This window comes from Pseudonocardia sp., assembly GCF_029263155.1.
Lineage (GTDB): Bacteria > Actinomycetota > Actinomycetes > Mycobacteriales > Pseudonocardiaceae > Pseudonocardia.
Genome location: NZ_JAJCYB010000065.1, coordinates 1 through 11,595 on the forward strand (window position 1 = coordinate 1; position 11,595 = coordinate 11,595).

The 11,595-nt window shown below is 73.6% G+C and carries 11 protein-coding genes and 1 tRNA gene; 4 read left to right on the forward strand and 8 right to left on the reverse strand.

The window, feature by feature from the left end; translation table 11 throughout:
• The 6 genes from Q1K26_RS12715 to Q1K26_RS12740 all read right to left on the reverse strand — a co-directional run.
• On the reverse strand, positions 1–1,069 hold a 1,069-nt coding region (locus tag Q1K26_RS12715), incomplete at its 3' end, for a Rho termination factor N-terminal domain-containing protein (protein WP_300011059.1).
• A 354-nt stretch (positions 1,070–1,423) separates the two neighbouring features.
• Positions 1,424–2,326, reverse strand: coding sequence for a homoserine kinase (gene thrB, locus Q1K26_RS12720; protein WP_300011062.1), 903 nt, complete (start codon positions 2,324–2,326; stop codon positions 1,424–1,426).
• A complete protein-coding gene (thrC, locus tag Q1K26_RS12725; RefSeq protein WP_300011065.1) occupies positions 2,323–3,459 on the reverse strand; it encodes a threonine synthase in 1,137 nt (378 codons plus the stop codon). Before thrC ends, thrB begins: the two co-directional genes overlap by 4 nt.
• A complete protein-coding gene (locus Q1K26_RS12730; RefSeq protein WP_300011115.1) occupies positions 3,459–4,802 on the reverse strand; it encodes a homoserine dehydrogenase in 1,344 nt (447 codons plus the stop codon). The genes thrC and Q1K26_RS12730 overlap by 1 nt, the downstream gene beginning before the upstream one ends.
• A 68-nt stretch (positions 4,803–4,870) precedes the next feature.
• On the reverse strand, positions 4,871–6,352 hold the full coding sequence (gene lysA / locus Q1K26_RS12735) for a diaminopimelate decarboxylase (RefSeq protein WP_300011068.1): 1,482 nt from the start codon (positions 6,350–6,352) through the stop codon (positions 4,871–4,873).
• On the reverse strand, positions 6,349–7,203 hold the full coding sequence (locus Q1K26_RS12740) for an arginine--tRNA ligase (protein WP_300011071.1): 855 nt from the start codon (positions 7,201–7,203) through the stop codon (positions 6,349–6,351). The genes lysA and Q1K26_RS12740 overlap by 4 nt, the downstream gene beginning before the upstream one ends.
• A gap of 230 nt (positions 7,204–7,433) precedes the next feature.
• Between Q1K26_RS12740 and Q1K26_RS12745 the strand changes: the two genes are divergently transcribed.
• The 4 genes from Q1K26_RS12745 (at position 7,434) to Q1K26_RS12760 (ending at position 10,580) form a co-directional block, all read left to right on the forward strand.
• Positions 7,434–8,210, forward strand: coding sequence for a DUF3105 domain-containing protein (locus tag Q1K26_RS12745; RefSeq protein ID WP_300011074.1), 777 nt, complete (start codon positions 7,434–7,436; stop codon positions 8,208–8,210).
• Positions 8,211–8,213: 3 nt separating this feature from the next.
• Complete coding sequence (locus tag Q1K26_RS12750) at positions 8,214–8,912, forward strand: DUF305 domain-containing protein (RefSeq protein ID WP_300011078.1); 699 nt, start codon at positions 8,214–8,216, stop codon at positions 8,910–8,912.
• An 81-nt stretch (positions 8,913–8,993) separates the two neighbouring features.
• Positions 8,994–9,065: transfer RNA gene (locus Q1K26_RS12755), tRNA-Arg, on the forward strand.
• Positions 9,066–9,224: 159 nt separating this feature from the next.
• The gene (locus Q1K26_RS12760) at positions 9,225–10,580 is read left to right on the forward strand and encodes a tyrosine-type recombinase/integrase (protein ID WP_300011081.1); all 1,356 of its coding nucleotides are present in this window, start codon (positions 9,225–9,227) and stop codon (positions 10,578–10,580) included.
• A 39-nt stretch (positions 10,581–10,619) separates the two neighbouring features.
• Here Q1K26_RS12760 and Q1K26_RS12765 read toward each other — a convergent pair whose 3' ends face one another.
• Positions 10,620–10,880: a hypothetical protein gene (locus Q1K26_RS12765; protein ID WP_300011084.1), complete on the reverse strand. Its 261-nt coding sequence runs from the start codon at positions 10,878–10,880 to the stop codon at positions 10,620–10,622.
• 78 nt (positions 10,881–10,958) lie between these two features.
• Complete coding sequence (locus tag Q1K26_RS12770) at positions 10,959–11,399, reverse strand: hypothetical protein (protein WP_300011087.1); 441 nt, start codon at positions 11,397–11,399, stop codon at positions 10,959–10,961.
• Between the last annotated feature and the right edge of the window lie 196 nt (positions 11,400–11,595).

The following is an 11,595-nucleotide window of genomic DNA, read 5'->3' on the forward strand; positions in this document are numbered from 1 at the left end:
ACAGCGAGACGTAGACGTCGTTCGGCCCGGACAGGTAGCCGGAGGTGCGCACGAACGCGTAGTTGTCCAGCACGTCGATGATGCCGGCCACCGGCAGCAGCACGTCGTCGTCGCGGACCTCGGTGTCGGGCTGGGCGTTGGCCCCGCCGCCGCCACTCGGAGCGCCGCCACCGTCGCGCCGGTCGCGACCGCGCCGGTTGCGGTCACGGAACCGGCGGCCCCGTCGGCCGCGGCCGCCGCCGTCCTCGTCGTCGTCATCGTTGGCCCGCTCGTTGGCCCGCTCGGTGTTGCGGTCGGTGTTCCGGTCGGTGTTCCGGTCGGTACGGTCGTTGATGCGGCCCTGCTGACGATCGCGGTTGCCCCCGTCACGGTTGCGGCCGGACCGCTGCTCGCCGGAATCCTGGTCGCCGTCACGGCGCTGCTCGGCCGGACCGGTGTCCGTCGGGTCGGTATCCGTCGGGTCGGTGTCCGCCACGGCGCCGGAGTCCGCAGCGACCGGGCCGGTGTCGTCGGTGCCCGCGGACTCGCCGGCGACCTTCTCCGGGGATCCGGCCGGCCGGGAGGCGGTGCGCCGGCGACGGCCGCGGGTGGGCGCCGCCTCGACGGTGGCGTCAGCGGGCACGGTGGCGTCAGCGGGCGCCGGCGCATCGACGCTGATGGACGCGGCACCCGACGCCGGGGCTGCGGTCGCGGCACCGGTCGCCGGGGCCGAACCGGCGCCGTCGAGGCTGAGCTGGGCGTCCGGGTCGGCGGACCCGCGCTTCGCGCCGCCGGCCCGAACGCCGCCCTGCCGCTCCTTGATGGCGGCGATCAGCTCGCCCTTGCGCATGCCGGCGGTGTCGCCGATCTTCAGCTCGCCGGCCAGCTCACGCAGCTCGGCCAGCACCATGCCGGACAGGCCGCGGCGGCGGGCCGATGAACCGTTGGGGGAGCCGGCGTCCGCCCCGGGGGCGGCGGCCGATTCAACGGCCGAGCCGGCCGTGGCATCGGTGCCGATGCTCGTTCCGCCGGCGCTGCTCTCGGCCTGATCGGCAGCCTGGTCGGTGCCGAGGGTATCGGTGTCGCTCACAAAGATCCTTCCTAACCAACCGGGCAGGTGCGCCGATCAGCGGGATGTGTCGCCCCACCGGGACGGGAGGGCGACGGTGACACGGGGGGCGGTGGGCGAACCACTGCTCGCGCCGAACACACTGGACAACGACCCATTTCGATGATCATGTGCCGGAAACTTCCGCGCCGTAACGCGGACTGGTCACGGGAGGGGATCACACCCGGTTCAGCAACGGGAGTGTACCGACGCGGATCAACGCAGGTCGTCGTACGCCGCCGAGCGTAGACAATAGGCCGCAGCCCGGCAACAACACATTACGGTGTGCCGCAAGCCCAGGCACGTCCGGCCGACCCACCGGCGATCTACGCAACGTCACCGAACCTCGGCGGTGGCGCCCGTACGGTCCACCTCGAGCACACGCTCGGTGAACCCCGGACCGACCAGGCCCGGCGGCAGTCCGGCGCCGTCGACCAGTGCCAGCACCGTCGGTCCCGCGCCCGACACGATCGCCGGCACACCGTGCGCGCGTAGCCGGTCCATCAGCGCGGCCGAGGAGGGGTAGGCCCCACGGCGGTACGGCTGGTGTAACCGGTCCTCGGTGGCGATGAACAGCAGGCTCGGCTGCGCGGTGAACGCGCACACCCCCAGCGCGGTACGGCTGGCGGTGAACGCGGCGTCGGCCAGCGGCACCCGCTCGGGCAGCAGCCCACGGGTCACCGCCGTCGCGGAGCACTCGTCGGGCACCAGTGCGACCGGTCGCAGCGCGGCGTGCGGCTCGAGCCGGGCGGCGCCGAAGCGGTCGGCACCGTCGTCGCCGGTGGACTTCCAGGCCACCACCAGACCGCCGAGCAGGCTGGCCGCCGCGTTGTCCGCGTGCCCGTCCATCCCGGCCGCCACCTGCAACAAAACCTCTCGCTCGGCGTCCGGATCGCGGCCGAGCAGCGCGGCGGCCGCCAACGAGCCGGCCACCGCGGCGGCCGCCGAGGAACCCAGGCCCCGCCCGTGCGGGATCTGGTTGCGACAGCGCAGCCGCAGGCCGGGCGGCGTCTGCCCGAACGCCGCGCAGGCCGCGCGCAGCGCGCGGACGACCAGATGCTGCTCGGTGAGCGGGACGCTGCCCGCGCCTTCCCCGGTGACCTCCACGACCAGGCCGTCCGGGGCGAGCGACGCCTCGATCTCATCGTGCAATCCCAGGGCCAGGCCCAGGGTGTCGAATCCCGGGCCCAGGTTGGCCGCCGACGCCGGTACCCGGACCAGCACCTCGGGAGAACTCATGCCAGCCCGAGCGCGCTGGCCACCGCGTCGGAGTCGGCCGGGATCACCGTCGGCGACGGCGCCGTATCGGTGCGCGGTCCGCTGTCGCTCCCCGAGGCAAGGAGCGCGGTGTCCGGGTCCTTCAACCCGTGACCGGTGACCGTGCACACCACCCGGCCGTCCTCGGGGAGCATGCCGGCGGCACCGACCTGCAGCAGACCGGCCACGCTGGCCGCCGACGCCGGCTCGACGAACACCGCCTCGCGGGTGGACAGCAGCCGGTAGGCGGAGAGGATCTCCTCGTCGGTGACCGCCGCGAACAGCCCGTTCGACCCGTCGCGCGCGGCCACCGCCCCGGCCCACGACGCGGGTGCGCCGATCCGGATCGCGGTGGCCACCGTCTCCGGGTTGCGCACCGGAGCGCCGTGCACCAGCGGCGCCGCGCCGGCGGCCTGGAAGCCGAACATCCGGGGCAGCCGCTCGATCAGCCCGTCGTCGCGGTAGGCGCGGTAACCGGCCCAGTAGGCGGTGATGTTGCCGGCGTTGCCCACCGGCAGGCAGTGCACGTCCGGCGCGGCGCCCAGCTCGTCACATATCTCGTAGGCCGCGCTGGCCTGCCCGGCGATCCGCGCCGGGTTGACCGAGTTGACCAGGGTGGTGACCGGGTAGTCGGCGGAGGTCTTGCGGGCCAGCTCCAGGCAGTCGTCGAAGTTGCCCTCGACCTGGAGGATCTTCGCCCCGTGCGCGACCGCCTGGGCCAGCTTGCCCAGCGCGATCTTGCCCTGCGGCACCAGCACCGCGCAGGTCAGACCGGCCCGCGCGGCGTAGGCGGCGGCCGAGGCGGAGGTGTTGCCGGTGGACGCGCACAGCACGCCCAGGGTGCCCGCCGCCAGTGCCACGGTGACCGCGACGGTCATCCCGCGGTCCTTGAACGACCCGGTCGGGTTGGCCCCGTCGACCTTGAGCAGCACCTCGCAACCCACCCGGTCGGACAGGTACGGCGCCGGCAGCAGCGGTGTGCCGCCCTCGCCGAGGGTGACCACCGTCCAGCCCGGTTCCACCGGCATCCGGGCGCGGTAGGCCTCGATGACGCCCGGCCACCGGGTGAGACCGCCCGTACCGGCCCGGACCGGACCCCCCACCCCGACCGCCATCACGCCACCCCCAGTGCACTCACCGGACGGCCCAGGTTCTCCACCCGCAGCACCCGGTCGACCCCGAGCACCTCGTCCAGCTCGGCGAGCGCGGCGACGGTGGCCGCCAGCGCGGCGTCCGGCGCGGTGTGCGTCACGATCACCAGCCGCGCACCCGGGCGGTCGGCCGGCCCCGCGCCGCCGGACATGTCCTGGCGGACGGTCGCGATGCTGACACCGTGCCGGGCGAACACCCCGGCGATGGTGGCCAGCACGCCCGCGCGGTCGTCGACGTCCAGACTGATGTGGTAGCGGGTGGGCGTGGCACCCATCGGCTGCACCGGCAGGTTCGCGTGCACGTGGTCTCGGGGGCCGCGCCCACCGGCCACCCGGTTGCGACAGATCGCCACCAGGTCGCCCAGGACCGCGCTGGCGGTCGGCGCGCCGCCGGCGCCCTGGCCATAGAACATCAGCTGCCCGGCCGACTCGGCCTCGACGAACACCGCGTTGTAGGCGCCGTCCACCGAGGCCAGCGGGTGTCCGGCCGGGATCATCGCCGGGTACACCCGGGCGGACACCGACTCACCGACCTCGGCGCTGCCGACCCGCTCGCAGATCGCCAGCAGCTTCACCACGCAGCCCAGACCCTCGGCGGCCGCGATGTCCGCGGAGGTGACCTCGGTGATGCCCTCGCAGTACACGTCGCTGGCCACCACCCGGGTGTGGAACGCCAGCGAGGCCAGGATCGCCGCCTTGGCCTGCGCGTCGAACCCGTCGACGTCCGCGCTCGGGTCGGACTCGGCGTAACCGAGCAGGGTAGCCTGCTCCAGCGCCTCGCGATACCCGGTGCCGGCCCCGCCGCTGGCACCGGCCATCGCGGACAGGATGTAGTTGGTGGTGCCGTTGACAATACCTGCGATCCGGACGATTTTGTCGCCGGCCAGCGACTCGCGCAGCGGGCGCAGCAACGGGATCGCCCCGGCCACCGCCGCCTCGTAGTACAGGTCGGCGCCGGCCGCCTCGGCCGCCTCGGCCAGCGACGCGCCGTCCTCGGCGAGCAGCGCCTTGTTGGCGGTGACCACGCCCCGCCCGGCCTTCAGCGCGTCCAGCAGCAGCCCGCGCACCGGGTCGATACCGCCCACCACCTCGATCACCACGTCGACGTCCGGGCGGTTGACCAGCCCGGCGGCGTCGGTGGTGAGCAGCTCGGCGGGTATCTCGGGGTGGCGGTGCGGGCGCCGCACGGCCACCCCCACCAGCTTCAGCGGGGCCCCGATCCGGGCGGCCAGCTCGTCGGCGTGCTCGGACAGCAGCCGCAGAACCTCCCGCCCGACCGTGCCGCAGCCCAGCATGGCCAACCGGATCGGCGGCGGCGGGTCGAAGGCTTGACCTACCCGCCCCGCCGGCTCCGCCGGCTGCCATCCCCCAGCGCTCACAGCCCGGCCTCCAGCCGCATCAGGTCGTCCTCGGTCTCCCGGCGCAGCAGCGCCCGGTGCTCGCCGTCGCGCACCGTCACCACGGCAGGGCGGGGCAGCCGGTTGTAGCCGCTGGCCATCGCGTAGCAGTAGGCGCCGGTGGCTGCGATCGCGACCAGGTCGCCCGGGCCGAGGTCCGCGGGCAGCCAGCAGTCGCGGACCAGCACGTCACCGGACTCGCAGTGCTTGCCCACCACCCGGGACAGGGTGGCCGGCAGCGCCGCCGCACCGGCGTCGGCCGCCGCCCGGGACACCACCCGGCAGTCGTAGCGGGCGTCGTAGAGCGCGGTGCGGATGTTGTCGCTCATCCCGCCGTCCACGCTGACGTAGCGCCGCCCGGTGCCGTGGCCGAGCGGGACGTCCTTGATGGTGCCCACCTCGTAGACGGTGACCGTGCCCGGTCCGGCGATGGCCCGCCCCGGCTCCACCACGAGCCGCGGCGCCCGCAGGCCGTGGTCCGCGCACTCCTTGGCCACGATGTCGCGCAGCTCGCCGGCCAGCCATGCGGGCGGTGGCGGGTCGTCCTCGGCCACATAGGCGATGCCCAGTCCACCGCCCAGGTCCAGCGTGGTGAGCGACTCCAGGGCGTCCTCACCGTGCTCGGCGTGCAGCTCGGCGAGCAGCCCGACGACCCGCCGGGCGGCCACCTCGAAGCCGTCTGCGTCGAAGATCTGCGAGCCGATGTGGCTGTGCAGCCCGACCAGCCGCAGCCCACCGCACTTCAGCACCCGGCGCACCGCCTCGGCGGCGTCCGAGTCGCCCGCGCCGGCGGCCCGGCCGTGCTCGACCGCGCGTCCGGCGATGGAGAAGCCGAACTTCTGGTCCTCGTGCGCGGTCGCGATGAACTCGTGGGTGTGCGCCTCGACGCCCACTGTGACCCGCACCATCACCGGCTGCACCAGACCGCGCTCGCGGGCCAGGTGGTCGAGCCGGGCGATCTCGTAGAACGAGTCGAGCACCACGCTCCCGACGCCCGCCTCCAGCCCCGCGACCATCTCGGCGGTGGACTTGTTGTTGACGTGCCTCGCGATCCGCCCGGCGGGGAATCCGGCCCGCAGCGCGACCGCGAGCTCGCCGCCGCTGCACACGTCCAGCGACAGGCCCTCGGCCGCCACCCAGCGGGCCACCTCGGTGCAGAGGAAGGCCTTGGCCGCGTAGTGCACCGCGCCCGGGTCGCCGTAGGCCTGCGCGAACTCGGCGCACCGGCCCCGGAAGTCGGCCTCGTCCAGGACGAACAGCGGGGTGCCGTACGCGGCGGCGAGCTCGCGCACGTCGACCCCGGCCACCTGCAGCGCCCCGTCCGGGCGGCGACCGGCGTTGCGCGGCCACACGTGCGGCGCCAGCTCGTCCAGCTCGGCGGCGCCGATCGGCTCCGGACCCGAGGTGTCCAGCGGGACCGCGACGTCGGCGTGGCGGGGCCCGGCGGGGTGCGCCCTCACATCCGCTCCGGGGCGGACACGTCGAGCCGGCGCAGACCGTCGGCCAGCACCCGGCGGGCGGAGTCGACCAGCGCGACGCGGGCCCGGTGCCGGTCGGTCGGCGGCTGGTCGCCCGTCGGCAGCGCCGGGCAGCACGTCTCGAACCGCTCGAGGGCCTCGGTCAGCGACTCCAGGTGGCGGGCCAGCCGGTCGGGCTCCCCCGCCGGAGCGGGCCGCTGCACCACATCGAGCACCTCGAGCTCGCGCGGGTGGTCGAGTGCGGCATCGGGAGCCGGCTCGATGCCCAGGGTGTCCGCGTTGCGCAGCAGGGCGCAGCAGCGCGTGTGCGCGTGCCGCACCCGGAACGCCGGGTTGGCGTCGGTGGCTCCGGCCAGCGTCGCCAGGTCGAGCACCGGGGTGGCGCCGGGGCGGGCACGCAGCAGGACGAACCGGGCGGTGTCCCGGCCCACCGCGGCGGCGAGTTCCGCGGCGGTACGGGTGCCCCCGCCGCGCAGCCGCACCACCCGCTCGGCGGGCACCTCGAACACCGTCGCGGCGTCGGACACCGCACCGTCACCGGCGGCCCGGGTGACTACCCGCAGGTTCACGAAGCCCGGGCCCGCAACCTCGGCGGACGCGATGCCGGGCCGGACGGCGAGCTCGTCGGCCAGCCAGCCGGCCAGCACGGAGGCGGGCACGTCCAGCGCCGGTGCGGCCCGCAGTGCCACCGCCGTGCAGTAGTCACCGTGCGCGCGTACCTTCGGCCGGTCCAGTCCGACCTCGGCCGGCAGCCCGGCCGTGGCGAGCCCCCGACCGGTGAGGACGTCGGTCGCCACGGCATGGATCAACGCTGCGAGATCGGCGGGGTGCACGCGCCGGAGTCTAATGGCCGTTTCGGGCACGGCGATCCGGGTGACCCGATGGCCTGCTCACACCCGCCCGCGCATGCTCCACAGGGCTCGCCCTGTGTGACGACTGTTCGCTCGCCAGGGCTCGCTCACTGTGACGACTGTTCGCTCGCCAGGGCTCGCTCATCGCACGCTCAGGTGGCGCTCCTAGACTGGCCCGCGCCCACGACGCGTCTAGTACCCGGGATTGGTTCATGGCCAGCGGAAAGACCAGCAAGCGCACGCGCAGCACCCGGTCCACGGCGGTGACCCAGCGGTCCATCCCGTGGAGCACCATCATCGCCGTCGGGGTCGTCGTGCTGTTCGCCGCCGCCGTGCTGGGCTACGTCATCTCCGAGCAGCGGACCAAGTCGGCCAGCGAGGCCGCGGTCGCCGCGTACACCCCGTCGGACGAGAACAAGGACCCGTCCGCCGCGATCCCCGGAGTGGTCACCGCCTCCTACACCGGTGGCCAGCACATCGGAGCGACCGAGCGGGTGGCCTACACGAAGAGCCCGCCGTTCGGCGGCGCCCACGACTTCACCTGGGCGGCCTGCACCGGCACGGTGTACGCCGCCCCGGTCCGCAACGAGAACATGGTGCACTCGCTCGAGCACGGCGCGGTGTGGATCGCCTACGACCCCACCAAGATCACCGGCGACGGGCTGGCCGCGCTGCGCAACCGGGTCGAGGGCAAGCCGTACTCGATGCTGTCGCCCTACCCCGGGCTCGACCAGCCGATCTCGCTGCAGTCCTGGGGCCACCAGCTCAAGCTGAGCGACCCGGCCGACCCGCGGATCGACCAGTTCATCCAGTCGCTGCGGCTCAACCAGTTCCAGCACCCCGAGTTCGGCGCGAGCTGCTCGGTCGGCCCGAGCCAGTTCAACCAGGACAACCCACCGCCGCTGGTCACCGCCCCGGCCGGTCCGGGCGCGATGCCGGAGGCCGGCCGGGGCGCGCCTGCGGCCGACGAGAACCTCCCGAACGGCTGACCCGTGCCGGACACCGACACCCTCCCTGCGCCGCCCACGGCCCGCCCGGCCTGGCCGCGCTACCTGGTGGCTGCCGGAGCGGCGGTGGCGCTGCTGCTGCTCGGCGCGGCCGTCGGGGTGCTGATCGGGCTGCCCGGCTCGGCGTCGGAGGCGGCGCCCGGCGCGGATTCGGTGGACGTCGGCTTCGCCCAGGACATGACGGTGCACCACGAGCAGGCCGTCGAGATGGCCACCTGGGAACGCGACCACAGCACCGACCCCCAGGTCCGCCAACTCGCCTACGACATCGAGTCCGGGCAGAGCCGCCAGATCGGCCACATGCAGGGCTGGCTGGCGCTGTGGGGCGCGCCCGGCCTGCCCACCGGCCCGCACATGCGCTGGATGTCCGGCGCCGAGGGCCACCCGCACGGTGCCGGCGGCATGTCCGGGATGACCGGGGTGGGCCAGATGCCCGGGATGGCCACCGACGACGACCTGCGCCGGCTGCGCGCCAGCACCGGTCCCGAGCTGGACACCTTGTTCCTGCAGCTCATGGTGCGCCACCACGAGGGCGGCACGACGATGCTGGCCTACGCCGCCCGGCACGCCGCGACCCCCGACGTACGCACCCAGGCCGGTAAGATGCTGGCCGCGCAGACCGCCGAGAGCCGGTACCTGCGCGACCTGCTGGCCGCCCGCAACGCCGCCCCGCTGCCCGGCTGACCCGGCCGGCCCGCCGAGCCGATCCCACCGCGGGCATCCGGCGACGGGTGCGCTAGGCTGGTCCGGTCGCAGTCGCGGCACGCCCCCGTAGCTCAGGGGATAGAGCACCGCCCTCCGGAGGCGGTGGCGCAGGTTCGAATCCTGCCGGGGGCACTCTATCTGACCAGCGGAAACGCTAACTGATCTCTCCGGCCTTCGACCTCGTGGCACGTTTTGTGGCATGGGTCGCTCTACGCTCATGCCATGCCACCTCGTAAGCGGCGACAGCGTGGGTACATCGGACAACTTCCCAGCGGCTCGTACCGCGTCGTCGTGTACGCCGGCACCGACCCGCTGACGCACAAACCGCTCCAGGTCCGACAGACCGCGAAGACCTACGAGGAAGCGGAGAAGCTCCTCACCCGGCTACAGCGCCAGGTCGACGAGGATCAAGCGCCCAAGTCCAACATCACGGTCGCGCAGGCAATCGAGCAGTGGCTCGACGTGTCTGAACTCGAGGACACCACCCGTGAGCGGTACGACGACCTCATCCGGCTTTACGTGCTGCCGACCTTCGGCGCGCTGCCGGCCTCGAAACTCGACGCGGAGCTCCTCGAGCGCTTCTACGCCCGCCTGCACCGCTGCCGCGAACTGTGCACCGGCCGGCCTCGGGCCGGCCACACCTGCCGCCCGCTGAGCACCAGCACGACGAGAAAGGTCCACTACATCATTCGTGGCGCTCTGGAGCGCGCCGTCCGCTGGCGCCACCTGTCAGTGAACAAGGCCGCGATGGCCATCGCCCCGTCGCCGGAGCGCACCGAGCCCGACCCACCCAGCGCCGACGAGGCCGCGCGTCTGCTGAACGCCGCGTGGGCGGACCCGGAGTGGGGGCTACTCCTGTGGCTGCTCATGCTCACCGGCCCCCGGCGAGGCGAGATCTCGGCGCTGCGTTGGCGACACGTCGACTTCGAGCGCGGCCTACTCTCGATCGTCCGCAGCAACGCCCAGCCGAAGTCAGGCCTCAAGGAGAAAGCGACGAAGACCGGCCAGTCACGCAAGATCGCCCTCGACGAGCACACCGTCAGCCTGCTTGTAGCGCACCGGGACCTCTGGATCCGGCGCTGCGACGACCTGTACGGCGCGCTGAGCGCCGACGCCTTCGTCTTCTCGTCCGCGCCCGACGGTTCCCTGCCGTACCCGCCGCGAGCGATCAGTCAGCGGTACCGCAAGCTCGCGCTCAAGCTGAAACTCCGCAGCACCCGCCTGCATTCACTCCGCCACTACTCCGCGACCGAGCTCGTCGCCGCCGGCGTGGACATTCGCACCGTCGCCGGCCGACTCGGCCACGGCAGCGGCGGCGCGACGACGCTCAAGGTCTACGCCGCATGGGTTGACGAGGCGGACCGCCGCGCCGCGACCACGATGGCGGCCATCGTCCCCAGACCCGTACCGGACACCCCGGAACCTCGCGGACCATACGAGGTCATCGCCGAGGCGCTGCGCGAGCAGATCCGCTCCGGCCAGCTCCGGCCCGGGGACCAGCTGCCGACCGTCGCCGAACTCGCGGTAGCCAACACGGTCGCCGTCGGCACCGCGCACCGCGCGATGACGCTACTCAGGAACGAGGGCCTGATCTCGGTCGCGCGCGGCCGCCGCGCGGTTGTGGCGGAGCCGAGCATCAGCGCCTGATCACGAATCGAGAGATCAGCTCTCCGGCGCAGTGGCTTGTCACGCGGCAAGGTGCCCGAGTGCGCCGCGGAGTGCGTCAAAATCGACGGCTCCCACCTGATCGAGACCCGGCATGATGATGATCTCCGTCCCGGCAACCGCGACTCGGTATTCGTGTCGACCGTGCGCCAACGCGGCACAGACGAGCGCATCAGTCGCCGCGCTAACCGCCTCCGCCACCGTGTCTGAGCTGCCCACCGCGAGGGTCCGCACGTTCTCGGTGCCGTCCAGCAGCACACCGACCCGCCAGGTTCCGTCCACGTCCGCCATCGTGACGCGGATCGGCGCGGCCGCGCCAGCGGCCGCGCCGAGTTGTCCACACCCCGGCCGGATGCGCAGTCACTCGTACTCGGTCGGGTTCTCGCCGAGCAGTCGGGCGGCCTGCCGCCACGCCCGCAGCATCGAGGTGTAGGCGTTGGCGTCCCGAACCTGCCACTCGACCGGCCCGACCTGGATCCGCAGCATGGCCGCTGCCCCGTCGGCCCGGGAAGGCTCGTACTCCGCAGTCACCTGCGGAACGCCGGCGAGCTGCACGATCGCTGCGATGGTGGACGGCCCGACCACCACGAGCGGCCGGCGGCCCGCGACCGCCACGGACAGCGACCGGGCAAGAACAGCGGCACGGCCCCAGCCCTCCGCGACGGTGCGGGCCGTGCCCGCGGTGCGCAGGTACACCAGGACGGTTCCGAGACTCATGCCGAGCTGCTGCTCCGGGGCGCCGAGGTGGTTAAGGTCGAGTCGGACCGGCACGATCCCGGCCACCTGCACCGCAACACTCATCACGGTCGACGACGACGGGATCGTTCGTCCCGTGGCCGCGTCGCGGCCTTGCCTGGTGCTCCGCCGGTGGTTGCTCGTCGCGGTCATGATGGCCTCCTCGCTGGTGGGCCTGTCGGCCCGTCCCCTTGGGGTGGCGGGGTGCTGTCCCCCGCCGCCGCAAGGCGCCCCAGCACGGCCGGAGAGGCTCGCGGTCACG

Bases quoted from the DNA above. Each gene is read 5' to 3' on its own strand.
- Q1K26_RS12745 (WP_300011074.1), top strand. From the start codon at position 7,434: ATGGCCAGCGGAAAGACCAGCAAGCGCACGCGCAGCACCCGGTCCACG.
- thrC (WP_300011065.1), bottom strand. From the start codon at position 3,459: ATGGCGGTCGGGGTGGGGGGTCCGGTCCGGGCCGGTACGGGCGGTCTC.
- Q1K26_RS12770 (WP_300011087.1), bottom strand. From the start codon at position 11,399: ATGAGTGTTGCGGTGCAGGTGGCCGGGATCGTGCCGGTCCGACTCGAC.
- thrB (WP_300011062.1), bottom strand. From the start codon at position 2,326: ATGAGTTCTCCCGAGGTGCTGGTCCGGGTACCGGCGTCGGCGGCCAAC.